This is a genomic window from Myxococcus sp. CA023 (assembly GCF_010998615.1).
Classification (GTDB): domain Bacteria; phylum Myxococcota; class Myxococcia; order Myxococcales; family Myxococcaceae; genus Myxococcus.
Genome location: NZ_JAAEAH010000015.1, coordinates 1 through 23946, shown reverse-complemented (window position 1 = coordinate 23946; position 23946 = coordinate 1). Strand labels below are relative to the sequence as shown.

Annotated in this window: 21 protein-coding genes; 3 read left to right on the top strand and 18 right to left on the bottom strand. The window is 69.5% G+C overall.

Annotated features, from left to right (window positions below):
- Positions 1-36: 36 nt before the first annotated feature.
- The 17 genes from F8M74_RS08795 to F8M74_RS08720 all read right to left on the bottom strand — a co-directional run bounded on the left by F8M74_RS08795 (position 37) and on the right by F8M74_RS08720 (position 17660).
- Entirely contained in the window at positions 37-573 is a 537-nt protein-coding gene (locus F8M74_RS08795; RefSeq protein WP_141254932.1) for a hypothetical protein, read from the bottom strand.
- Positions 574-833: 260 nt separating this feature from the next.
- Complete coding sequence (locus tag F8M74_RS08790) at positions 834-1637, bottom strand: ABC transporter permease (RefSeq protein WP_140787285.1); 804 nt, start codon at positions 1635-1637, stop codon at positions 834-836.
- Positions 1638-1639: 2 nt separating this feature from the next.
- Positions 1640-2416, bottom strand: a complete 777-nt coding sequence (locus tag F8M74_RS08785; RefSeq protein ID WP_141254933.1) for an ABC transporter ATP-binding protein — start codon at positions 2414-2416, stop codon at positions 1640-1642.
- On the bottom strand, positions 2401-4869 hold the full coding sequence (locus tag F8M74_RS08780; RefSeq protein ID WP_228560163.1) for a GAF domain-containing sensor histidine kinase: 2469 nt from the start codon (positions 4867-4869) through the stop codon (positions 2401-2403). Before F8M74_RS08780 ends, F8M74_RS08785 begins: the two co-directional genes overlap by 16 nt.
- A 142-nt stretch (positions 4870-5011) precedes the next feature.
- Entirely contained in the window at positions 5012-5287 is a 276-nt protein-coding gene (locus F8M74_RS08775; protein WP_140787279.1) for a DUF5985 family protein, read from the bottom strand.
- Between the two features lie 6 nt (positions 5288-5293).
- A complete protein-coding gene (locus F8M74_RS08770; RefSeq protein ID WP_141254935.1) occupies positions 5294-5554 on the bottom strand; it encodes a DUF5985 family protein in 261 nt (86 codons plus the stop codon).
- Positions 5547-5948, bottom strand: coding sequence for a hypothetical protein (locus F8M74_RS08765; protein ID WP_141254936.1), 402 nt, complete (start codon positions 5946-5948; stop codon positions 5547-5549). Before F8M74_RS08765 ends, F8M74_RS08770 begins: the two co-directional genes overlap by 8 nt.
- 55 nt (positions 5949-6003) lie before the next feature.
- Positions 6004-7140: a two-component system response regulator gene (locus F8M74_RS08760; RefSeq protein WP_141254937.1), complete on the bottom strand. Its 1137-nt coding sequence runs from the start codon at positions 7138-7140 to the stop codon at positions 6004-6006.
- On the bottom strand, positions 7137-7694 hold the full coding sequence (locus tag F8M74_RS08755) for a chemotaxis protein CheB (protein ID WP_141254938.1): 558 nt from the start codon (positions 7692-7694) through the stop codon (positions 7137-7139). The genes F8M74_RS08760 and F8M74_RS08755 overlap by 4 nt, the downstream gene beginning before the upstream one ends.
- Positions 7691-8527 (bottom strand): protein-glutamate O-methyltransferase CheR, encoded by an 837-nt coding sequence (locus F8M74_RS08750; protein WP_141254939.1) that lies wholly within the window; start codon positions 8525-8527, stop codon positions 7691-7693. The genes F8M74_RS08755 and F8M74_RS08750 overlap by 4 nt, the downstream gene beginning before the upstream one ends.
- Positions 8524-14427, bottom strand: coding sequence for a HAMP domain-containing protein (locus tag F8M74_RS08745; RefSeq protein WP_141254940.1), 5904 nt, complete (start codon positions 14425-14427; stop codon positions 8524-8526). Before F8M74_RS08745 ends, F8M74_RS08750 begins: the two co-directional genes overlap by 4 nt.
- 231 nt (positions 14428-14658) lie before the next feature.
- Positions 14659-15483 (bottom strand): hypothetical protein, encoded by an 825-nt coding sequence (locus F8M74_RS08740; RefSeq protein WP_141254941.1) that lies wholly within the window; start codon positions 15481-15483, stop codon positions 14659-14661.
- Between the two features lie 5 nt (positions 15484-15488).
- Complete coding sequence (locus F8M74_RS08735) at positions 15489-15854, bottom strand: response regulator (protein WP_011550838.1); 366 nt, start codon at positions 15852-15854, stop codon at positions 15489-15491.
- Between the two features lie 28 nt (positions 15855-15882).
- Entirely contained in the window at positions 15883-16098 is a 216-nt protein-coding gene (locus tag F8M74_RS37765) for a hypothetical protein (protein ID WP_228565820.1), read from the bottom strand.
- Positions 16058-16342: an ATPase domain-containing protein gene (locus F8M74_RS37760; protein WP_228560162.1), complete on the bottom strand. Its 285-nt coding sequence runs from the start codon at positions 16340-16342 to the stop codon at positions 16058-16060. The genes F8M74_RS37765 and F8M74_RS37760 overlap by 41 nt, the downstream gene beginning before the upstream one ends.
- 87 nt (positions 16343-16429) lie before the next feature.
- Positions 16430-16783 carry a DUF3703 domain-containing protein gene (locus F8M74_RS08725; protein WP_228560160.1) on the bottom strand — a complete coding sequence of 118 codons (354 nt, stop codon included), beginning with the start codon at positions 16781-16783 and terminating at the stop codon, positions 16430-16432.
- Positions 16784-16847: 64 nt separating this feature from the next.
- On the bottom strand, positions 16848-17660 hold the full coding sequence (locus tag F8M74_RS08720) for an AraC family transcriptional regulator (RefSeq protein ID WP_228560158.1): 813 nt from the start codon (positions 17658-17660) through the stop codon (positions 16848-16850).
- Positions 17661-17880: 220 nt separating this feature from the next.
- Here F8M74_RS08720 and F8M74_RS08715 point away from each other — a divergent pair, with 220 nt between their 5' ends.
- Positions 17881-19422, top strand: coding sequence for a PAS domain-containing sensor histidine kinase (locus tag F8M74_RS08715; protein WP_141254943.1), 1542 nt, complete (start codon positions 17881-17883; stop codon positions 19420-19422).
- 6 nt (positions 19423-19428) lie between these two features.
- Here F8M74_RS08715 and F8M74_RS08710 read toward each other — a convergent pair whose 3' ends face one another.
- Positions 19429-21552 (bottom strand): FUSC family protein, encoded by a 2124-nt coding sequence (locus tag F8M74_RS08710; protein ID WP_141254944.1) that lies wholly within the window; start codon positions 21550-21552, stop codon positions 19429-19431.
- Between the two features lie 177 nt (positions 21553-21729).
- On the opposite strand from F8M74_RS08710, the gene F8M74_RS08705 reads away from it, so the two are divergent.
- Positions 21730-23073, top strand: coding sequence for a short-chain fatty acid transporter (locus tag F8M74_RS08705; RefSeq protein WP_141254945.1), 1344 nt, complete (start codon positions 21730-21732; stop codon positions 23071-23073).
- A gap of 82 nt (positions 23074-23155) precedes the next feature.
- Positions 23156-23656, top strand: a complete 501-nt coding sequence (locus F8M74_RS08700; RefSeq protein ID WP_141254946.1) for a hypothetical protein — start codon at positions 23156-23158, stop codon at positions 23654-23656.
- The last annotated feature ends 290 nt before the right edge of the window (positions 23657-23946 follow it).

Sequence of the window (23946 nt, the reverse complement as noted above, 5' to 3'; positions counted from 1 at the left end):
CGCCCAACCGCGGACGGGGAGGTGCGTTCATCCACGTCAGCCGATGACAGGCTCGCAGGTGCTGTCCTCGCCGCACATCAGCCCCAAGCAGCAGGCGGCGGACTCACCACAGGCCGCGCCAATGGGCGCGCACACCGGAGCGCCCGCGTCCGGCTCCTCGCCGCCCGTGCCCGCGTCCGGCTCCTCGCCGCCCGTGCCCGCGTCCGGCTCCTCGCCACCGCCGGCATCCGGCTCCTCGCCGCCCCCGTCGCAGGGGCCCAGCGTGTCTCCATGCCGCTCATGCGCCGGCCAGGCCGACGTGGACACCGAGATGGTGTGCGCGTTGGCGGGGTTGCCCGGGGGAATGTGGCAGATGGTGACCTTGCCCGGCGTGGCGTCATCGTCCCCGGGGTACGTCGGCTCGTCGCCGAAGACAGGGCCTCCTTCGCCGGCCTTGCCGCCCAGCCCGCCGCTCTGAGGGGTCTGCGTGTCCGGGGACTCACCGCCCGACGGTGAACCGCCACAACCGCCCGCGAGCAGTGAGCACAGGGCCATCACCACCGCGGACGAGAAAACAGGATTGAGGCTTCGCATCGGTATGCTCCAGGTACGGGTGTGCGATTGCTGCCACCCACGCCGGGCCTCCTCCACGACGACCTCAACCACCACCTTGCTCATGTCGAAACCAGTCCGCGGGCAGGGGCGCGGCATCTGGAGTCACAAGCGCGGTTCGTCCAGGACTCGGCCCCCCGCGGATACAGCCACCACGGAGATTAGACTCGCCCACGGCCCCACCGGCCACGCGTTTTCGCACGCCCTCACCGTGTCGACAGCACGACTGAAAACGTCCTGTATCAGCTCACGCTTTCAGCGCTGTATCGCGCGATGAGTCCAGTGCGCACGGCCTGTCGGTGTACCCGCGTGAAGAAGGCACACGCGAGCAGGATTTCCACCACGGCGAGGCCAGCCCCCCACAGCAGCGTGGACACCTGGAACGCGCCCCCCGCCGCGAGCGTGCGCATGCCCTCGAACACGTACGAGGGGGGTAGCAGATGGGACACGGCCTGCATCCACGCAGGCAGCGTGGACAGCGGGTAGAACACGCCGGCGAAGGGCGACAGCAGCGCGGGGATGGGCCAGACGAACCACTCCGACGCCGGGCCCAGGCGCAGCACCAGCGCACAGCCGAAGATGCCCAGCGCGATGCCGAACAGGAACAGCACCAGCAGGAAGGGCACGAAGAGCACGCCGTACGCGGCGAAGGACAGGCCGAAGACGGTGCTGGCCAGCACCAGCATCACCAACAAGCCCAGGGTGCTGGTGGCGATGCTGGAGAGCACCAGCCCGCCCAGGTATTCGGAGATGGTGAGCGGGGACGCGAACATGTTGAGGAAGTTGCGCGACCACACGTCCTCGAAGAACACCATCGTCACGCCCTGCATGACGCGGATGAAGAAGTCCCACAGCAGGACGGCGCCCAGCAGCACCGGGACGAAGTTGTATTCCTGAGAGGTGACGGTGTTGAGGTAGCGGCTCATGAAGCCCCACAGCACCATGTCGATGGCCACCCACGCGAAGAGTGGCAGGAAGCGCGCGAGGCTCCCTCGCAAGAGGTAGTAGTGGCGAAGCGCGACGGCGGCGGCCCGGTGCAGGTGCATGGTCAGCGCTGCTCCAGCGCGAGCGGCTCGCGCGCCACGGTGATGAAGAGTTCTTCCAGCGAGGCCTGGCCGTGCTCGCCGGGCAGCGTCCGCGGGTTGCCTTCCAGGAGCACCCGGCCGCGCGCCAGGAACAGCACCCGGTCGCAGACCTCCTCCACCTCGTACATGTTGTGGGACGTCCACAGCACGCCGCCGGTGTCCCGCGCGGCGAACTCGCGAATCCGGGCGCGGATGTCCCGGGCCGTCGCGGGGTCCAGCGACGCGGTGGGCTCGTCCAGGAGCAGCAGGTGCGGACGGTTGAGCATCGCCTTCGCCAACGCCACGCGGGTCTGCTCTCCGGAGGACAGCACGCCGCACTTCACGTCGCGGTACTTCACCAGGTCGAACTGCTCCAGCAACTCCGCGATGCGCGCCCCCAGGGACTTCACCCCGTAGATGAGGCCGAAGACGCGCAGGTTCTGGTACACGGAGAGGTTGCCCGGCAGCGGCGAGTAGACGGCGGCGAAGTTCGTCAGCGCCAGCGCGGCGGAGCGCTGCGCCGCCAGGTCCAGGTCCTGGATGTGGATGGTGCCGGACGTGGGCTGCAGCACGCCGAGCACCATGTTGATGGTGGTCGTCTTCCCCGCGCCGTTGGGGCCCAGCAGCCCGACAATCTCTCCGCGTCCCACCTCGAAGGAGACACCCTCCACCGCGGCCTTGCCGCCGTACTCCTTCCGCAGCTTCGCCACCGACAACACCTTGGGCACGTCCGCCCTTCCCACTGTCACCATGGCGCGCATTGTGCCGTGGACCGGGGCAGTCGCACGGTGAAGATGGAACCCAGCCCGGGCCGGCTCTCCACCTCGATGCGGCCGCCCATGGCGTCCACGATTTGCCGGCTGATGTAGAGCCCCAGTCCCAGGCCGCCATAGTGCCGGTCGGACACCGCGCGCTCGAAGCGGCCGAACAGGCGCGGCAGGTCCTCCGCGGCGATGCCGATGCCCTCGTCACGCACCGACACCCGCACCATCTCCTCGCCCTCGAAGGCCGCCTCCACCAGGACAGGCCGGCCCGCGCCGTACTTGGCCGCGTTGGTGAGCAGGTTCACCAGCACCTGGTCCAGCCGCAGCGAATCCCACTTCCCCGGCAGCGGGCCCGGCACCTCCACACGCACCGGACAGCCCGCCTGGGAGAACACCTCCTCCATGCGGTCCACCGCGTCGCGCACCGCCTGGCCCAGGTCCACGTCGGACGGCTCCAGCATCAGCCGCCCCAGCGAAATCCGGCTGACGTCCAGCAGGCTGTCCACCAGCGCGCTCAACCGCTGCACCTGCCGCACGGCCGTGGCCAGCCGGGGCCGCACCTTGTCCCCCACGTCTCCGAGGGCGACGCGGTCGATGAGGCCGTGCTGGAGCTTCAGGCTGGTGAGCGGCGTCTTCAGCTCATGGCTGGCCACGGAGAGGAACTCGTCGCGCAGACGCACCGCGGCCTGCGCGTCCCGGTACAGCGACGCGTTCTCCAGCGCCACCGCCACGCGCCGCGCCAGCTCCTCCGCCATGGCCACGTCGGCGGTGACCAGCCGGCGGCAGGGAGCCGCGGTGCCCAGCGTGATGACGCCCAGCATGCGTCCCCGCATGCGCACCGCCACCGCGAGCAGCGAGTGTGGATTCAGCGCCTCCAGGAACGCGCGGTGCTCGGGCCCCTGGCACATGCGCTCGCGCAGCTCCGGCCCCACCTCGGGCAAGAAGCGCGTCTCCCCCGACAGGAAGCACTCGCGCGCCGGATTCAGCGTGCCCTCCACCCATGAAGGGGACAGCGAGGCCAGCACCGACACGTCCCGCTCCGGCTCCCGGTGGGACGCGGCCACGCCGCGCAGCACGCCGTCCGCCCCCATCAACTCCACCAGGCAGTACGTGGCCACGTTTCGCGCGGCCACTCGCGCCAGGTGCTCCAGCGTCCACTCCACGTCGTCCAGGTGCTCGGCCAGCGCGCGGCTCGCCTCCAGCAGGAAGAAGAGCCGCTCCTCGGCCTCCTTGCCCGCCTCCAGCGCCAGGTGCAGCTTGCCGCCGCGCTCACGCAGCGCCTCGTACAGCGCCGCGCGCTCCAGCGCCTGCGCGCACTGCTGCGCCAACGAGGACAGGAAGCCGCGCTCCTCCGAGAGGAACACCTGCGGCCCGTCCCACGCGAACAGCAGGAAGCCCCGGATGCGGTGCTCCACCTTCAAGGGCAGCACCGCCCAGGCCCCGGTCCCCACGCCCTGGACGAGGTCCCGCGCCCACTCGGGCACGGCGCGCGGCACCGCCGCGTGGTTGGAGAACCACTGCGGCTCCATCTGCTCCAGCGCCCGGTCCACGCCGGGCACCTGGTCCGCCCACAGCCCTCGCAGGGCATCCAGCACCGCCGGCGCGTAGCCGAAGGAGCCCAGCACGTGCAGCCGGCCATCCTCCAGCATGCCGAGCACCGCGCCGCGCGCCGGGCCCGCGGGCCGCAGCTCCTCGCGCATCAGCGCTTCGGCCACGTCCTCGGCGGTGGCCGCGCGGGACAGGGCCGCGGTGATGGCCTGGAGGCGCTCGGTGCGCTGCTGCGCGCCGCGCGCCTCCGCGTACAGCAGCGCGTTGTCCAGGGACAGGCCGGCGCGCCGGGCCAGCTCCAACGCCAGGTCCAGGTCGGATGCACCGGGCACCCCGTCCGAGTCGCCCCGGACCAGCAACAGCGCGCCAAGCACGCGGCCTCGTGCCAGCAGCGGCACGATGAGGCCCGCCCGGATGCCCAGGCGCCGCGCCACCTCCAGCTGCGCCTCCGTGAGCACCACGCCCGGCAGCATCGCGTCCAGGACTTCGGGAAGGAGGGCGGCCTTGCCGGTGCGCAGCACCTCCGGGATACCGCCCTCGGCCGTCAGGTCCAGGGGCTGGAGGCGTGCCAGCTCGTGCACCAGCGGCACCTGCTCCGCCAGGCGGTGCGCCGCGGCCACCCGCTCAACCCGCCCGTCCGCCGTGAGCACGTCCACCGCGCACCAGTCCGCCAGCAGCGGCACGGCCAGCTCCGCCAGCCGCTGGAGCACCGTGCCCGAATCCAGGGACGACGACAGCAGCTCGCCCGCGCTGGCCAGGAACGCGAGGCGCTCCTCCGCGTCGTCACTGCCGCGCAAGCGGACGGCATTCCCGGCCCCACCCACCTGGGGCTCCAGCCCTCGCGGCGGACACACCGCGTCCGGTTCCGTGGAGACGGACCGCTCGGGTTCGCGCTCGTCCACGGACGCGGGCCGCGAGGATGAAGAAGGGCGGCGCGACATGGGGTACCGGAGATAATGACGCCCCTCCACCTGCGACAACGGTGCTCGGACGCAGGTACGAGACAACTGTCAGCCAGATGACCTGCCAGACGCCGGCGCGGCCCTACCCGGAGCCGTGGCGGTTCGCGCGGTTCTTGTCCCAGATGGCGTAGAGGATGAGCAGGAAGGCGAAGAGCCGCGCCACGTAGATGTAGTGGCGCCGCTCGTCATCCGCGTCCAGCAGCGCCGCCACCACCGAGTTGCCCGCCAGCATCGTGAAGGCCAGCGCGAAGAAGGCGAAGAGCCGGTCCTTCGACTGGACCCAGAAGCGCAGGAAGAACAGCGCGCTCGCCAGCCACGCCATCGCCACCGCACCGTTGAGCATGGGCTTGAGCATCATCGCACCTCAGGACGCGTCCCAGATGAGGCCATAGAGCAGGACAGAGGCACTGGACAACGTGGCGATGAGGCGCGGCATGTACAGGTCGATGGTGGCGGGCAGCAGCACCAGGTCCACGAAGAGGAGCACGTTGCTGACCGCCATGCCCACGAAGCACAGCCCACTCCACAGGAGCAGCCGCATGCCCGTGCGCTTGTAGGCGCGGAGCAGCAGCACCGCGCACGCCACGCTCGTCAACGCACACAGGATGTAGACTGCTTCAACCATGGCCGTCCTTGTCCTTCTTCAGGATGAATGCCTCGGCAAAGCCTCGCACCTTGTCCAGCGGCCTCGAGAAGATGAAGGAGATGACGCTGACGCGCTTCGCGCCGTACACCGCCGCCAGCTCCGTCACCGCCTGCACATCCTCCGACGACTCAGGACTGTAGCGATACGACGGAGGTGAGGCTCCATCGCTCACCAGCATGCGTCGGTTCGTCAGGTCCTCCAGCCTGGAGGCGGCGGAAGCCTCTGCAATGCGCAGTTCCAGACTCACCGCCGATGCCGTCCACTCCCTGTCCGCGCGCGCACGAAGCAGGAGGAGCACCTCCAGCTTCTCCAGGGAGTCGATGTGCGTCGAGATGAAGCGCTGGACCCGCTGTGGGATTCCGGCGTCACTCACACGTCCACCTTGCCCATGTTATTTTGTGCGTCAATCATTTCTCGACCGGCGATGTTCAGCGCACGGGCCGAGGAGGGTTGCCCGCCAGGCTGCTCTCCTCCGCTGGCAAGGAGCCGTCCTCGCGCTCCTGTCCGGGGCTCCCGGTGCTCAAGCCCGGCAGGTTCCGCAGCACCTCGATGAGCCGGGTGAGCGGGCCTGTGTCCTCCCCCTGCGCCTCCAGTGTAGCGATGTGCTCCGTCAGCGGCAGAGGGAGCCAGTCGTGGCGAGCGGCGGCTCGGAGCGCCGTCACGTCCAAGAGGCCCAGCACCATTGTCTCCGGGCGTCCGTGCATGCGAGGCAGCCGCTCACTGGAAGCGAGCACCGAACCGCGCTGGCCGCCCACGTTCCACTCCACGGGGGACGCCTGGAACACCTCGCCGCGCGCGGCGCGCATCAGCGGCAGGTCTTCATCCGCGAGCAGCCGGCCATCCGCGCCACGGAAGCGTGCGTCCGCATGCAGCGCGCGCGCCCCGCGGTAGGCCAGACAGCCCCCCGCCAGCCCTTGCGCCGCCCGGTTGGCCAGCAGGGTGTGGCCGCTTCCCGGCTCCACCAACGCCAGCGGCATGGGGAGCGCGGCAATCGCCGCCTCCAGCCAGCGCTGCTGGTTTCGGTTGGTTTCTGAACGAAGCCGCTCGGTCTCCACGCGCCGCTGCGCCTCCAGCAACTCCCGCGCGTGCTCGCGCTGCTGAGCCTCGCGCAGCGCCTCCGCCTGCCGCCGCACCAGCTCCGTCTTGCGGTACAGCTCCACGAAGACGCTCACCTTGGAGCGCAGGATGGCCGGCTCGAAGGGCTTGAGCAGGTAGTCCACCGCGCCCATGGCATAGCCGCGCAGCTCCGGATGTGGCCCCCGCGACAGCCCGGTGAGGAAGATGAGGGGCGTGCCGCGGCTGCGCTCTCGCTCGCGGATGAGCTGGGCCGTCTCGAAGCCGTCCATGTCCGGCATGACGACGTCCAGGAGGATGACGGCGAAGTCCTGCGTCAGCAGGTGACGCAGCGCCTCGCGGCCGCTGCTCGCGGTGACCAGCCGCTGCCCCAGGGGCGCCAGGGTCGCCTCCAGCGCCAGCAGGTTCTCCGGCTGGTCATCCACCAGCAGCAGGCAGACGGGCTCCGCCGGAATCGCCGGCAGGCGCTCGCGCGTGGGCGCGCCGCTCAAGGCAGCACCTTGGAACGCGGCACATAGGCCAGCCGCGCGAGCCACCCTCCCACGGAACCCAACGTCAATTGCGCCATCGCTCCATCCTCACCCGCTCCGCCCGTCTGGAGCGCGCTCACCACGGCCACCCGGGCGCCTCTCGCATGGAGCACCTGCAAGCCCGCCACCCCATCCTCGTGCCCCGCGAAGAGCAGCCCCGCGGCCCTGGGGCCATGGCTGTCCGCCGCGGATTCGAAGAGCGCGTCCAGGCCGGGCCGCTGCCCATGCTCGGGCGGCTCCACGGACAGGGACACGCAGCCCCGGTCCACCAACAAGTGGTAGCCTGCGGGAGCCAGGTATACGGCGCCGGGCAGCAGCGGGTCCTTGTCATCCGGCTCCACCACCGGCAGCGCGCAGCGGCGGCCCAGCGGCGCAGCCAGCGCGTCCAGAGGGCCCCGGTGCAGCGCCAACACCACCGGCACGGGCAGGTTCGGCGGCAGCAGCGCCAGCGCCGACTCCACGTCCGCCGCCGCGCAGCGCGGCGCCCCCACCACCAGCAGGCCCAAGGGATTCATGCCACCCTCCTGAAGATGCGACCGCGGTCCTCCAGCATCTCGTAGGCCCCCGCGTGCGGCGTGCGCGCCAGCGACTCCTTGCGCCCCAGGCACAGGAAGCCGAAGCGGGCGAGGCTCTCGAAGAGGCGGCCGTGGATGTGGTCGTGCAGTGCGCGGTTGAAGGTCAGCAACGTGTCCCGGCACACGATGACGTGGAACTCGTTGAACGAGCCATCCGTGGCCAGGTTGTGCTGGGTGAAGAAGATGCCGTCGCGCAGCCGGGGCTGGAGCAGCGCCCAGTTGCCGTCGCGCGTGTAGTAGTCGGAGAGCGCGCCCTTCCCGCCCGCCTCCAGGTAGCGCTGCGCGTCCTCCTGCGTGGGCAGCGGCAGCACGCCGGTGCGCGCGTCCGCTAGCAGCCCTTCACTCGCGTCGGACGCATACAGCCGGCACCTGCCCCACAGCCCTTCCTCGTGGAGGAGGATGGCCAGCGCGTACGTGTCCTCGCCGGTGCCACAGCCCGCGTGCCACACACGCACGGAGGGCCAGGTGCGAAGCACCGGCACCACCCGGGTGCGGAAGTCGCGGAAGAAGGCGGCCTCCGCGAACAGGGCGGGCGGTGTGCAGGACAGCGTGCGCAGCAGCGCGTCCAGCGCCTCGGCGTCGTGCAGCACGCGGGCCTGGAGCGCGGAGAAGCTGTCCAGCCGCTCCTCGCGGAGGTGGTGCCGCAGCCGCCGCAAGAGCTGCGGCCGGGAGCGGCTGCGCAGGTCGAAGCCCCATTGCCGGGCCACGCCCTCCAGCAGCAGGTCCACCTCCAGCGCCTCCAGCTCCGCGCCGCGCGCGCCGGGCCCCGTCATCCGGAGACCTCCGTGCGCGGACCGCGCGGCGGCATGCCCCGCGGCGCGTGCAGCCACACGCGCAGCAGGCTGAGCAGCTTCTCGATGTCCACCGGCTTGGTGATGTAGTCGGACGCACCGGCCTCCAGGCACTTCTCCCGGTCACCCTTCATGGCCTTGGCGGTGAGGGCCAGGATGGGCAGATGGACGAAGCGCTCCATGCGGCGGATGGCGCGCATGGCCTGGTAGCCGTCCATCTCCGGCATCATCACGTCCATCAGCACCAGCTCGATGTCGGCGTCCTTCTCCAACTGGTCCAGGCCCTCGCGCGCGCTCTCCGCGAAGGCCACCTTCATGCCGTAGCGCTCCAGCACGGTGTTGAGGGCGAAGATGTTGCGCACGTCGTCGTCCACGACCAGCACCTTGCGGTTCACCAGCAAGGGGTCCTTCTCGCGCGCCTTCTCCAGCATGCGGCGCTTGGGCTCGGTCAGCTCCGAGGGCGAGCGGTGGAGGAACAGGCTCGCCTCCTCCAGCAGCCGCTCCGGGCTCTGCGCGTCCTTCACCACGATGGCCTCGGCCACCCGCCGCAACTCCGTCTCCTGGGCGCGCGTCAGCTCGCGGCCCGTGTAGACGATGAGCGGCGGCCCGCCCGCGCCGTGCGCCTCATGGATGCGGCGGATGAGCTCCGTGCCTGGCATGTCCGGAAGACCCAGGTCCAGCACCATGCAGTCGAAGCGGCGCTCGGCCAGCGCGGCCAGGGCCTCCGCCGCGGTCCCCACCGCCACCGTCTGCACGTCATCACTGCCCAGGAGCTCCGTCAGCGTCTGGCGGTGGACGGGGTCGTCCTCCACCACGAGCAGCCCGCGGCCCTTGCGCTCCACGAAGCGCTTGAGGGACTCCAGCGCGGCCACCGCCGCCTCCGGGTCCGCCGCCGCGCGCAGGTGGCCAATGGCCCCCAGGTTGAGCGAGCGCTCGCGGTGGTCCTCCACCGACACCGTGTACACCGGCAGCGCGCGCGTGGACGCGTCGTGCTTCAGCCGGTCCAGCACCACCCAGCCCGCCATCTCCGGCAGGTCCAGGTCCACCGCCACGGCCGCTGGCCGCGTGTCGCGGACGGCGTCCAGCGCGCCCTCCACCTCGGTGGACACCAGCACCTTGAAGCCCGTGCCCTGCGCCGCGGCACGCAGGCGCGCGGCATGGTCCGCCAGGTGCGTCACGGCCAGCAGCACCTTGTCTCCAGGCAGGATGGAGCCCCGGTCATCATCGATGTCCATCCGGCTCAGCGAAGACACCCGCGACTCGGTGACCGGCTCCGCGATGGGCGCGGGAAGCACCGTGGTGGCCAGCGGGTTGTAGTCCCAGCGCCCATGCTCCTCCGGCGGACGCTCCGCCATGAAGGCCAGCGGCAGGTAGAGGGTGAAGGCGCTGCCCCTGCCCACGTCGCTCTCCAGCCGGATTTCGCCGCCGAGCAGTCGCGCGATTTCACGGCTGATGGACAGGCCCAGGCCGGTGCCCCCGTACTTGCGGGCGGTGGAGCCATCCGCCTGCTGGAAGGCCTCGAAGATGATTTGATGCTTGTCCTTCGGGATGCCGATGCCCGTGTCCACCACGGTGAAGGCAACCACCGAGGGCGCGGAGGACAACATGGCGTGGTCCGGAGACCAGCCGCGCTTCGCCAGACCGATGTGCAGCGACACCGAGCCGGACTCGGTGAACTTGAAGGCGTTGGACAGCAGGTTCTTGAGCACCTGTTGCAGACGCTTCGCATCCGTCTCCAGCTCGCCGGGCAGCGAATCCCCCAGGCCGATGTGGAACTCCAACCCCTTCTTGTCCGCCACCTGCCGGAAGGTGCGGTCCACGAACTCGCGCAGGTCACCGAAGCGCAGCGGTCCCACGTCCACGGCCATGGTGCCGGATTCAATCTTCGACAGGTCGAGGATGTCGTTGATGAGCTCCAGCAGGTCCGCGCCGGACGCGTGAATCGTCTTGGAGAACTCCACCTGCCGCGACGTGAGGTTGCCATCCACGTTGTCACTGAGCGTCTGGCTGAGGATGAGCAGCGAGTTGAGCGGCGTACGCAGCTCGTGGCTCATGTTGGCCAGGAACTCGGACTTGTACTTGGACGTGAGGCTGAGCTGTTCGGCCTTCTCCTCCAGGGCGAGCTTGGCCTGCTCCACCTCGCCATTCTTGCGCTCCACCTCCGTCTTCTGCTCGGAGAGCAGCTTCGCCTTCTCCTGGAGCTCCTCGTTGGTGCTGCGCAGCTCCTCCTGCTGACGCTTGAGCAGCTCCTCCGACTGCTGGAGCGAGGTGGCCTGCTGCTCCAGGCGCGTGTTCGTCTCCGTCAACTCCTCCTGCTGCTTGCGGAGCTCGTCCGTCAGCGCCTGCGACTGCTTCAGCAGCGCCTCGGTGCGCATGTTGGCGGCAATCGTGTTGAGCACGATGCCGATGGACTCCGTGAGTTGCTCCAGGAAGCCCATGTGGACCTCACTGAAGGTGTGGAAGGAGGCCAGCTCGATGACGGCTTTGACTTCCCCTTCGAAGAGCACCGGCAGCACCACGATGTTGCGAGGCACCTCCTCGCCCAGGCCGGACGCGATGCGGATGTAACTGTCCGGCACGTCCGACAGGAGGATGGGCTCCTTCTCCAGGGCGCACTGGCCCACCAGGCCCTCGCCGTACTTGAAGGTGTTCGCCAGTCCCTTGCGCTGACGGTACGCGTAGGACGCCAGCAGCTTGAGCATCTGGTCGCCGCCGTCCGCGCGCTCGGAGATGTAGAAGACGCCGTGCTGGGCATCCACCAGCGGCGCCAGCTCCGACAGGATGACCTTGGACACCGTGAGCAGGTCTCGCTGCCCCTGGAGGACGCGGGTGAACTTGGCCAGGTTCGTCTTGAGCCAGTCCTGCTCCGTGTTCTTCCGCGTGGTGTCCTTCAGGTTGCGGATCATCTCGTTGATGTTGTCCTTCAGGGCGGCCACCTCGCCCTGGGCGGACACGGTGATGAACCGCGTGAGGTCACCCTTCGTCACGGCGGTGGCCACCTCGGCGATGGCGCGCACCTGCGTGGTGAGGTTGGCGGCCAGCTGGTTCACGTTGTCCGTGAGGTCGCGCCAGATGCCCGCCGTACCGGGCACACGGGCCTGACCGCCCAGCTTCCCTTCGATGCCCACCTCGCGGGCCACCGTCGTCACCTGGTCGGCGAACACCGCCAGGGTGTCGATCATCCCGTTGATGGTGTCCGCCAGCTCGGCGATTTCACCCTTCGCGTCCACCACCAGCTTGCGCTTCAGGTCGCCGTTGGCCACCGACGTCACGACCTTGGCGATGCCGCGCACCTGCGTGGTGAGGTTGGACGCCATGGAGTTCACGTTGTCCGTGAGGTCCTTCCACGTGCCGGCCACGCCCTTCACCTCGGCCTGTCCGCCCAGCTTGCCCTCCGTGCCCACTTCACGCGCCACGCGCGTCACTTCCGACGCGAACGAGTTGAGCTGGTCCACCATCGTGTTGATGGTGTTCTTCAGCTCCAGGATTTCGCCCTGCACGTCGACGGTGATTTTCTTGGAGAGGTCGCCCTTGGCGACGGCCGTCGTCACCTCGGCGATGTTTCGCACCTGCGACGTCAGGTTCGACGCCATGGAGTTCACGTTGTCCGTGAGGTCCTTCCACGTGCCGGCCACGCCCTTCACCACGGCCTGACCGCCCAGCTTGCCCTCCGTCCCCACCTCGCGCGCCACACGCGTCACTTCCGAGGCGAACGAGTTGAGCTGGTCCACCATCGTGTTGATGGTGTTCTTCAGCTCCAGGATTTCGCCGCGCACATCCACGGTGATCTTCTTGGAGAGGTCACCGTTGGCCACGGCCGTGGTGACTTCCGCGATGTTGCGCACCTGAGACGTCAGGTTGGACGCCATGGAGTTCACGTTGTCGGTGAGGTCCTTCCACGTTCCACCGACGCCGCGCACGATGGCCTGACCGCCGAGCTTTCCTTCCGTACCCACTTCGCGCGCCACTCGCGTCACTTCCGAGGCGAAGGACGACAACTGGTCCACCATCGTGTTGATGGTGTTCTTCAGCTCCAGGATTTCGCCGCGCACGTCCACGGTGATCTTCTTGGAGAGGTCACCGCGCGCCACCGCCATCGTCACCTCGGCGATGTTTCGCACCTGGGACGTGAGGTTGGACGCCATGCTGTTCACGTTGTCCGTGAGGTCCTTCCACGTGCCACCGACACCGCGCACGACGGCCTGTCCGCCCAGCTTCCCTTCCGTGCCCACTTCACGCGCCACGCGCGTCACTTCCGAGGCGAACGAGTTGAGCTGGTCCACCATCGTGTTGATGGTGTTCTTCAGCTCCAGGATTTCGCCCTGCACGTCGACGGTGATTTTCTTCGACAGGTCGCCGTTCGCAACGGCCGTCGTCACCTCGGCAATGTTTCGCACCTGAGACGTCAGATTGGAGGCCATGGAGTTCACGTTGTCCGTGAGGTCCTTCCACGTGCCACCGACGCCCTTCACCACGGCCTGACCGCCCAGCTTGCCCTCCGTCCCCACTTCGCGCGCCACTCGCGTCACTTCCGAAGCGAAGGACGACAGCTGGTCCACCATCGTGTTGATGGTGTTCTTCAGCTCCAGGATTTCACCGCGCACATCCACGGTGATTTTCTTGGAGAGGTCACCGTTGGCCACGGCGGTGGTGACCTCCGCGATGTTGCGCACCTGGGACGTCAGGTTCGACGCCATGGAGTTCACGTTGTCGGTGAGGTCCTTCCACGTTCCGGCCACGCCCTTCACTTCGGCCTGGCCACCCAGCTTGCCCTCGGTACCGACTTCACGCGCCACGCGCGTCACTTCCGAGGCGAACGAGTTGAGCTGGTCCACCATCGTGTTGATGGTGTTCTTCAGCTCCAGCACCTCGCCCTTGGCATCGACGGTGATTTTCTTCGACAGGTCACCCTTGGCGACGGCCGTCGTCACCTCGGCGATGTTGCGCACCTGAGACGTCAGGTTGGACGCCATGGAGTTCACGTTGTCCGTGAGGTCCTTCCACGTGCCACCGACGCCCTTCACCACGGCCTGTCCGCCCAGCTTGCCCTCCGTGCCCACTTCACGCGCCACGCGCGTCACTTCCGAAGCGAAGGACGACAGCTGGTCCACCATCGTGTTGATGGTGTTCTTCAGCTCCAGGATTTCGCCGCGCACGTCGACGGTGATTTTCTTCGACAGGTCGCCCTTGGCGACGGCCGTCGTCACTTCGGCGATGCTGCGCACCTGCGCGGTGAGGTTGGAGGCCATGGAGTTCACGTTGTCCGTGAGGTCCTTCCACGTGCCGGCCACGCCCTTCACCTTGGCCTGACCGCCCAGCTTTCCGTCGGTGCCCACCTCGCGGGCCACGCGCGTCACCTCGGAAGCGAAGGCGCCGAGCTGCTCCACCATCCCGTTCACCAACCGGGCGGTGCGGAGGAACTCGCCTCGGAGGGGACGTCCATCCACTTCCAGGGCCATGGTCTGCGACAGGTCGCCCTTGGCCACAGCGCCGATGACGCGGCCCATCTCCGTCGTCGGTTGCACCAGGTCGGCCACCAGCGTGTTCACCGACTCGACGCAGTCGCCCCACGAGCCCAGCGCGCCCACCACGTTGCCGCGCTGGGTGATGCGGCCTTCCTTGCCCACCACGTTGCCGATGCGCTCGAACTCACGGGCCATGCGCTCGCTGAGTTCGATGATTTCGTTCAGCGTGTCCGCCACCTTGCCGGCGCTGCCCACCTTGTCCACCGGCATGCGCACGGAGAAGTCGCCCTTGCGGACGGCGGTGAGGACCCGCAGCAACTGGCGCGAGTCGAGCGACTGCGAATCATCCTCCCGGATTCGCGGTGAAGGGGGGGCCGCGACAGGTGCACGGCGGGAGGAAACCTTCTTCGTGGCCATATGAGTTCCTGGTCGGTCCCAGGACGGCGAAGCACGGGCTGCCGTCCTGCGGGAATCTCGCAGCTGGAGCGTGTTTTCTCGCGCGCTCGCACACCTGGACCAGTCCCCCCGGGACGCCCAGCTGGCCATCAGGCGACATTCCAGGAGGACTTCGTCCGGCAGCCAACACTGGCTCGGACGCGGCGCTACTCGGTGTGAAAGTCGGTGCGCTCGCTGACGGAGCAGGCAGGCTCAGTGCCGGACGCGGGGCGCGGGCGCGCGGACGCGCACCTGCATCTGCTCGTCTCCGGCCACGACGCTGCTGAGCACCTCGCGCTGCTCCAGTGACAGCCGGGCCACCGCGCGCAACGCCGCCACCAGCACCAGGGACTCCAGCGGAGACGGCACGCCGATGCCATCCGGCCCCGTCTTCAGGGGCAGCGGCAGGCGCGGCGCGCGCCCCGCGGCGGTGAGCGCGTCCACGGCATACGAAGGGGACGTGTCCAGCGTGACGGCAATCGCGGGCAGGCTGGTGGCGGCGTCACCCTGGCCACGCGCCTGCATCTCCATCAACATCTGCAGCGCGCCCGGCTTGAAGTACAGCGCCAGTCCCGCGCGCCCGTCCCCCATGTGGAAGACGCACCCCTCGAAGGTGTGGTTCATCGGCCCGGTGACGGCCACCTCGAAGGGCTGGCTGTCATCCCAATGCGTCCAGGGCCGCGCATCCCAGTACTCCGTCGACGCCTGCACGAAGAGCAGCGCCTTGTCCGAGCCAAGCCCGGACAAGCCTCGCTGCCCCCACGCCACGAAGGTCGCGATGGCCGCACAGGAAGACAGCGCTTGCGGTGAAGGCTCCGCCACGGCGAGCCCCAGCTCCGCGCCCGCGGCGGCCAGCGCCGGCACGCAGCGCACCTCCGCCGCGTCCACCCCTTCCAGCAGGGCCCGCAGCCCCGCCCCGTCGTCCGATTCGAAGACGGGCGCGGCGGGCTCTCCGGAATCGGAGATACGCAGATACACCTGGACCTGCGTGTTGCCCTGACTGAGTGGCACGGGGCCCAGCTTGAGCAGGTAGAACATGAGGCTCAGCCTTGCTTTCCGTCCAGGGCCTTGCGGACCTGTCGCATCAGCGCGTGAATGTCGAAGGGCTTCTGGAGGAACGGCATGCCAGGATACCGATGCCGCAGCGCGGACACGTCCACCGCGCTCATCCCCATGAGTGATACATCTTTGTAGGCCGGCTCAGCCCGGATGCGCTCGATGAGTGCCGGTCCGTCCAGGACGGGCATCATCCAATCAGTGAGGACCAGGTCCGGCCGGAGCTCCGCCATCCGCTCCAGCGCCTCACGGCCGTGAGAGGCCGTCAGAACGCGGTAGCCCTCCTCTCGAAGGAGGTCCGCCAGCGCTTCCAGGATGCCCTGCTCGTCATCCACCACCAGGACCGTCTCCATACGGGTGGTACTACTCCTCGACGTTCGTTCAGGAATGGCCAGTGCCCGGGTGTCGGGCAAGTCCCGTGAGCAGGGTATCCACAGCGACACTGAAGGGGGGCAGCACCTCGATTCCCTGAGACGCGATGACGAACTCCCTCAGGGTGGGGGCATCGTGGATGTCACGCATCTTGAAGATGCTCAGCAGCCTGCGCAGGCGGCCTTCAAGCTCGACATGTCTCAAGAAAAAGAGGTTCTCCGCCACAACGGAGGGACCGACCTCCATCGGGACGTCCAGCAGCGGACCGAAGAGCCGCGGTGTCTCCATGCCGAAGAGGGTGGTGGTCCGCCAGCAAGCTGCAACCCAGCAGCGTCTTCCCCGCGCCCGGCTCCCCCACGAAGATGTAGACACCCGACGACACGAGACCGCCGCCCAGCACCGCGTCAAGCCCAGGCACGCCAGTCGATACGCGTGCGTCCTGCCGTGCGGGTTGCTCGGAAGAGGACATGATGTCCGTTCCATACCGTAATTCGCCCCAGCACGCGCCTCGGAATGTGAGAAGAAAACCGCGCGGGCCGTGAACAGCGGAAGGGCCTCAGCGGTCGGCGTCCAGCAGGGCGCGCAGGTCGTCGGGAATGGGCATGGGCGTGAGGATGCCCACGTTCGCGCCACCGGTGTTTCCCAGCGGAGCCCGCCCGAGCCATGAGCCTGGCGCGGCGACCAGCAGCCGCACCACCTGCCCCACCCACTCCGCGACATTCCGCCGGCGCCACCCGAACCCCAGCATGCGCCAGTGCACCCGCACGTGAGGGCCCGCGTGGGCCTGGCTGAGGACGTGGGCCCGCTCGAGGTGCCGCCAGGCACGCGCATGCTCCGAACGCGACTCCGCTTCATGGGCCTCGCGCAGCTCCGCTTCAAAAGCGGCGCGCAGCTTCGCCTTCATCGACATGGATTCTTCCCGGTCATGTCGCCACCTTCGCGCCACGAAGCCTCCGCCGGCTTGTAAGAACGCGCTATCGCGAGGGCGGGCGCACCCACTCCACCACTCCGGCAATCTCCGAGGGCTTGAGGCCGAAGGTGCGGCGGAAGGCGTGGTTCAGGTGCGCGCTGTCGGTGAAGCCCGCGGCGTGCGCGGCCTCGGTGAGGGACGCGCCTTGTTGCAGGTGCTCGGCGGCCCGGTGCAGGCGCAGCCAGAGGATGTAGGGCCGCAAGGGGAAGCCCACCTGCGCGCTGAACAGATGCGACAGCCGGCCCACCGACAAGCCCACGCGCGGAGCGAGCGTGGCCAGACGCACGTCTTCATCCAGCGCCTCTGGCAGCAGCCGCAGCAACTTCTTCACCGCGGGGTGGGTGGGCTTCGCGATGCCCGCGTCGGCTTGGAGCTCACGCAGCAGGACCTGCGTCTGCGCCTCGGCCTCCGCCCAGCGCACCGGCAACCGGCCGATGCCACAGGCCCTCAAACGTTCGCCCGCCGCGCCCCACGCGGCCGCGTCCGCGCCAATGCCCAGCGTCGCCAGCCGGCGGCCCACCAGGTCCTCCGCGGGGACGTGGAGCAGCACCGCGGACAGGGCGCCTTCAACGATGGCGTGCTCGGCGTCCGGAGGAACAACGGCCGCCTGACATTCGACCTCCTGCTGACGGGCGTCGCGCAGGCGCACCGGCGCGTCCAGGGACAGCAGGACCTGAAAGGTGGGGTGGGCGTGAGGGTCCGTTGGAGCGAGCGGCCCCACGTACATCAAGCGCCGGGGGCCGAAGAAGACGCGCCCCAGCCACCGGTCCTCACGGGAAGGCGGCACACGGGCGCGAGCGGGGCGAGGAGGCGTCATGGGGCGGGCTCGGTGCGCCATCCTCGCATGTCTCCGCCTGCGCATTCCCCGCGAGGAAGCAAGGCCCTGCCCCGGGGCACGCTGGCCTGCCCGGTCACTGAGATTCGGCGGACGATGCACCACTGGCCGTATGGGGCCGGTGGCGCCGGGCTCCCCGGGTGTATTGATTGAAGAAGGCCCGAGACACGGGAGAGCCCCGCTCCAGAGGAGGGAGCGCGCCATGGCGGAGAGGGAGCCGGGCCTCGACGCAGCCGGGGACGTCAGCCCGCCTGCCCGAGGTGGACATGACGCGCTGGTTGACAATGTCGACGGCATCGTCTGGGAGGCAGACCCCTCCGTCCGCTTCATCTTCGTGAGCAAGCAGGCGGAGCGGCTGCTCGGCTATCCGGTGGAGCAGTGGCTCACGGAGCCTGACTTCTGGATGGCGCACCTGCATCCAGACGACCGGGACTGGGCCTCCACCTACTGCCGCACCGCGGTGGAGCAGAGCCTTCCCCACGAATTCGAATACCGGATGCTGGCCGCGGACGGCCGCATCGTCTGGCTGCGTGACATCGTCACCGTGCTGTCCAAGGACGGCCACGCCCACCGGCTTCACGGCATCATGGTGGACGTCACCGAGCAGCATCAGGCCCAGGAGCGGCTGGAGCAGACGGTGTCCCTGCTGGAGGCCACGCTCGACTCGACGGCGGACGGACTGCTGGTGGTCGACCGGGACGGACACATCACCGCCTGCAACCGCCAATTCGAGCAGCTCTGGGGGCTGACGGGATTGGCGGCCTGCACGCACGACGCGACGCTGCTCGCGGCCGTGCGCGAGAAGTTGAAGGCCCCGGACGCCTTCCTCTCGCGGGTCCAGTCCCTGTACGAGGAGCCATCGCAGGAGAGCTTCGACCTCATCGAACTGCGCAACGGCCGCATCCTGGAGCGCTACTCCCTGCCCCAGCGGCGGCGCGGGCTCATCACCGGCCGTGTCTGGAGCTTCCGCGACATCACCGAGCGCGTGCACGCACAGCGCACGCAGGAGCGGCTGCTGGCCGAGGCGCACGAGGCCATTCGCGTGCGCGACGACTTCCTCTCCATCGCCGCCCACGAGCTCAAGACGCCCCTGACGCCGCTGCGCCTCCACCTGGAGTTGCTGAAGCGGGCGCTGACGGCCAAGGAGCCCATCGCGCCGGAGCGCGTGGACAAGGCCATGGCGCAGGTGCACCGCCTGTCCGCGCTGGTCAATGACTTGGTGGACGCCTCCAGCGTGGAGGCGGGCCGGCTGAAGCTGCAACACGAGCCCGTGTCGCTCCTGGAACTGGCGAACGCGGCGTGCTCGGAGTTCCGCACCCTCAGCGCGGAGCATGCCTTCACGTGCGAGCTCCCCCAGGAGGACGTCCTCGTCATGGGCGACCGGGGCCGGCTGTCACAGGTGCTCGCCAACCTCCTGGAGAACGCCGTCAAATACAGCCCGCTGGGCGGCACCGTGCGCGTCTCCCTGTCTCATGCGGACGGCAACGCCGTGCTCAGCGTGGCGGACGGCGGCATCGGCATCTCCCAGGAGCAACAGGCGCACCTCTTCGACCGCTTCTTCCGCGCGAGCAACGCGCCCGTGTCCGGCTTCGGGGGCCTGGGCCTGGGGCTCTACATCTGCCGGGACATCATCGAACGGCACGGCGGTCACATCTGGGTAGACAGCGAGCTGGGCCGAGGCTCCACGTTCCATGTCTCGCTACCCGTGCTGACCGCGACGTCGCAACGGGAGGCCCGGCCCTGACGCGGCTCACCGCAGGACCGAGCCACTGCTGAGCCGCGACACGGCGCCGTGCAACATGCCCAGCTGGCGGGGCACCCGTTCGAGCAACGCGCCGAAGACGGGGTCATCCGTCTTGCACGACACCTTCAACGGCGGCAGGGGCGGCGGCACGCGCCGGTCCCTGAGCGCGTCCGCGAGTTCGTCGAGCGCGCGCCCCGCCTGGTGCGCCAGTTTCTTCAACTGGTCGGGAACCTCCGCCTCCGGCCGCTCCATGCCCAGGGCCGTCACCACGGTGGCGAAGCGGCGCGCATAGGTGATGACGGCCATGCCTGACTCGAGCTGCTGGGGCGGGCCGTGGTACTCGGCGGTGAGCCGCTCGAAGGAGGCCTCCGCGTCCAGCAGCGCCAGGCTGAAGGTGCGCCGCGCGGCGCCCACCTCGGGCCGGGTGCCGCTGCGTCGGGAGATGACCTCGCGCAGGTATTCACCATCCGCGCGTAACGCGGCCGCCGCGGCTTCCGGGAAGCGGCGGCGCTCCGGCATGGGCCACAGCAGCCACGCGCCCGTCAGCGCCAGCGCGCAGGCCACCAGCACTCCCAGCGCGCGCTGGCCGGCGAGGCTCCAGTCCCCCGAGCTCAACGTGGCCAGCAGCAGGTAGTCGGGCGTGAGCAGAATCTGGAAGGCACCGAAGTTGATGGGCAGGAGGGACACCGACACCGCCGTGAGCAGGACGATGACGGCGAGCAGCGCGGAGGGAGAATGCACGCGCGTGGCAATCACCGCCGCCAGGCATGCGCCCAGCAGCGTCCCGCCGACGCGCTGGAGCGCGCGCTCCTCGGTGATGGCCGAATACGGCTGGAGGATGGCGATGACGGTGAGGCTCACCCAGTGGGCGTCGCGGATGCCCAGCGCCCGCGTCACCACCAGCGCCGCCGTCGCCACCAGCCCCACGCGCAGCGCATGCCGGAAGACGAGCGAGTCGGAGCGGAGGTGGTCGCGAAGCGGGGCCAGCCACGAGCGCGCGCTCTGCTGCTCATGGCCCACCACGCTCCGCCCGCGGTCGGACACCGGGTCGCCATGGAGCAGGCCCGCGGCCGTCTCGTGCGCCACTCCCGCCAGCTCCCGCAGCTTCCCGAAGAGCGCCTCCACGTGGATGGACAGCGGGTCCTCGCGGTTCCGGATGTCTGGAGCGGGCCGATAGCGCCGTCTGCGCGAGCGAGGCACCATCCGGGGCGCGCGCGGGACGCCTTCGTTTCGCTCGCGCACCAGCACCTGCTCCACCCAGCTCGCCATGGCCGCGTAGGCGTCACACAGCGAGTCCACGCGCGCGCGCAGCGGCAGGAAGCGGGGCTCGCGCACGGCCGCCTCCATGGCCTCGGCCAGGGCGATGAGCTGGGCGGACATCGGCTCGCACGTCTCGAGCAACACGAGCAGGTGCTCGCCGCGCCGGGACCTGCCCAGGTGCGTGCCGCGCATGGCCCCCAGCGTGGCGCGCGCATGTTCCATGAGGGGCCGCACGCTCATGTGCCGCTCCGCGGCCTCCACCCACTCGTGGGAGCTGGCGCCCTCGCGCGACAGGCGGCCCAAATCCCAGCACGCCTCCGCCAGCTCCCCGTACACGCGCGCGATAGCCCTCCGCGCCGGGCGGTAGGGCCGCAAGGGCCACAGCACCAGGGACAGCGTCATGGCCCACAGGCCGCCAAAGAGCAGCCAGAAGGCGCGAACCAGCGCGGCATCCACGCCCACCGCGGGCGCGCCCAGCGACACGACGAAGATGACCGCGAGCTGCCCGCCGACGGAGCCCGCCGTCTCTCCGTAGCTCCGCGCGAAGGCCGCCGCCGTCACCCCCAGCCACATCAAGGATACGTCCAGCCACGGCAGGGACCCGCCCGGCGCGCCCAGCGCTCCCACCAGGGCCCCCAGCAGCGTCACCGCGCCCAGCTCCTTCGCACGCGTCCGGTACGAGCCGCCCTTGTCGGCCAGTGACACCAGGAGACCGGACAAGCCCCCCCAGCTCGCGTCCTTCACGCCCAACAGGAACGCGAGGACCAGAGGAACGGCGGTGGCCAGCGCGGTCCGCAAGCCCGCGCCAATGGCGGGCTTTCCTGGCCGGACGCGGAGGACGGAGCGCAGGTGTCTCAGCAGTCGGCGCATCCTGGAGCGTTGACACCGTGCGGCGCGGAAGGAACCTCCGCCCTCCCTCTCCGGGCCCCCCCGCGGCCAGGGGAGCCTGCGTGCCCGGGCTCGTGCGGCCAGGACTCGCGACGGGATTGCGCCGCCGGCGCGCCGCACATGCCGTAACGTGCCGGCCCTGCCAAGGAGCGACACCTCGTGGAGACCCTTGTCCGAATCGCGGAGAGCCTCGGCCGCTTCTCTTCGCGCTTCGTCCCCAGCGCGTTCGCCATCGCCGTCCTGCTCACGCTGCTCACCATGGCGCTGGCCACCGGCTGGGCCGGCGCCGCGCCGCCCGCCGTGCTGGACGCCTGGGGCGGCGGCTTCTGGGAGCTGCTCGGCTTCTCCATGCAGATGGCGCTGGTGATGTTCACCGGCTACCTGCTGGCCCTCACGGGCCCCGTGCGCGCGTTGCTGGAGCGCGCGGCGCGGGTGCCACGCACGCCCCGGGGCGCGGCGGCGTGGATGGCCTTCGTCTCCATGGCCCTGGCCTACGTCAACTGGGGTCTGTCCCTGGTGGCCAGCGCCATGCTGGTGCGCTTCATGGTGAAGCGCCGGCCGGACGTGGACTACCGGCTGCTGGTGGCGTGCGCGTACTTCGGCCTGGGCGCCACCTGGCACTCGGGCCTGTCCGCCTCCGCGCCGCTGCTGGTGGCCACGCCAGGCCACTTCCTGGAGAAGAGCCTGGGCGTGCTGCCCATCGACAGGACGCTCTTCTCGCCCTTCAACATCGGCCTCACGCTGGCCGTGGTGGCGGGGCTGACGCTGCTGGCGTGGGTGCTGCACCCGAAGCCGGAGAACACCGTCCGCGTGGACCCGGCGGTGCTGGAGTCCCTGGGCGACTTCACCCCGCCCCCGCGCCCCGCCGAGCGCGGCTTCGCCTCATGGCTGGACCACTCGCGGCTGCTCAACACCGTCATCGGCGTCCTGGGGCTCGTGTGGCTGGCGCGGCACCTGTGGATGAATGGAGGCTGGCGCGCGCTCAACCTCAACGTGGTGAACTTCACCTTCCTGATGCTGGCGGTGCTGCTGCACGGCACCCCCGCGCGGCTGCTCAAGGCCAGCGAGGAGGCCGGCACCGTGCTGCACGGCATCGTCCTCCAGTTCCCGCTGTACGCGGGCATCTACGGCATCTTCAAGGCCACCGGCCTGACGGAGCGCATCGGCGAGCTGTTCGTGTCGTTGTCCACGCGCGAGACGTTCCCCGCCATCGTCTACCTGTACAGCGGCGTGGTGAACTACTTCGTCCCCTCCGGCGGCTCGAAGTGGGCCATTGAAGCGCCCTACCTCCTGGACGCCGCGACGCGACTGGGCGTGGCGCCAGAGAAGGTGGTGCTGGCGTATGCGTGGGGCGACATGGCCACCGACCTCATCCAACCCTTCTGGGCGCTGCCGCTGCTGGCCGTGGCGCGCTTGGAGTTCAAAGAGCTCCTGGGATTCCTGCTGGTGGCCTTCCTCGTGTACCTGCCGTTGGTGACGCTGGCCTTCTTCCTCTTCGGCTGAGCGGCGACGCGGGCTGTGGTAGACCCGGCATGGCAAGGCGGGCCTGGGGGCCTGCCACATCACGAGAACGAGGGGACTTGAGATGGCGAAGATGCTGACGCGGAGCCTGCTGTGCGCGGTGCTGGGAATGTCGCCGGTGGCCATGGCGCAGGACGCGGAGCCCGCCGCCGCGCAGGTGAAGGCGCCGGACGCGGACGCGGTGCGTGACACCTGGAACTACTTCTACAAGGGCCAGGGCCAGGGCCCCGTGCTGGTGGAGGCCAAGGTCTGCACCGAGGTCGCCAAGGAAGGCCCCAACAAGTACGAGTGCACCACGGAAGTCGGCCCGGAAGGCATCAAGGCCGGCACCAGCGTGATGCTGTGGCAGGCCTACCTGGTGCCGCAGGGCGACTCCGTCGAGGACATCATGGTGCAGTCGAAGCAGGGCACCGTCGTCCGTGAGACGAAGGACGTGAAGATCAAGGGCGAGGGCTGGCGCGCGCGGCAGTGGACGGGCCTGCGGTTGAACAAGCCTGGCACCTGGACGGTGTCGGTGCTGCGCGGGGACCAGGTGCTGAAGGAGATTCAGGTCAAGGTGCTCTGATTCACCCTTGAAGCAGGTGGAAGCACCTCAGCGCCCGCCAGCGGCGGCCCTCCGGCCACCTGGCGGGCGTTTGCGTTGGCGCACCCGGCACACACCTGCCCCCAAGGCCGGGCAGTCCGTCGTTTTTCCTCCGACGTTCCCTGCCGGACAGGGAGTTTTTTCAGCGTGCCCGACACCCGCCTCTGTCCCGGGGGCAATGTTCCGCCCGCCCCCAGAGGAGAGCCGCCCCGCCACGGCGTCTGGCAATGCCCTTGCACAAGAGGTTCTCCGGTTGAGGGGCAGGGGGTTGT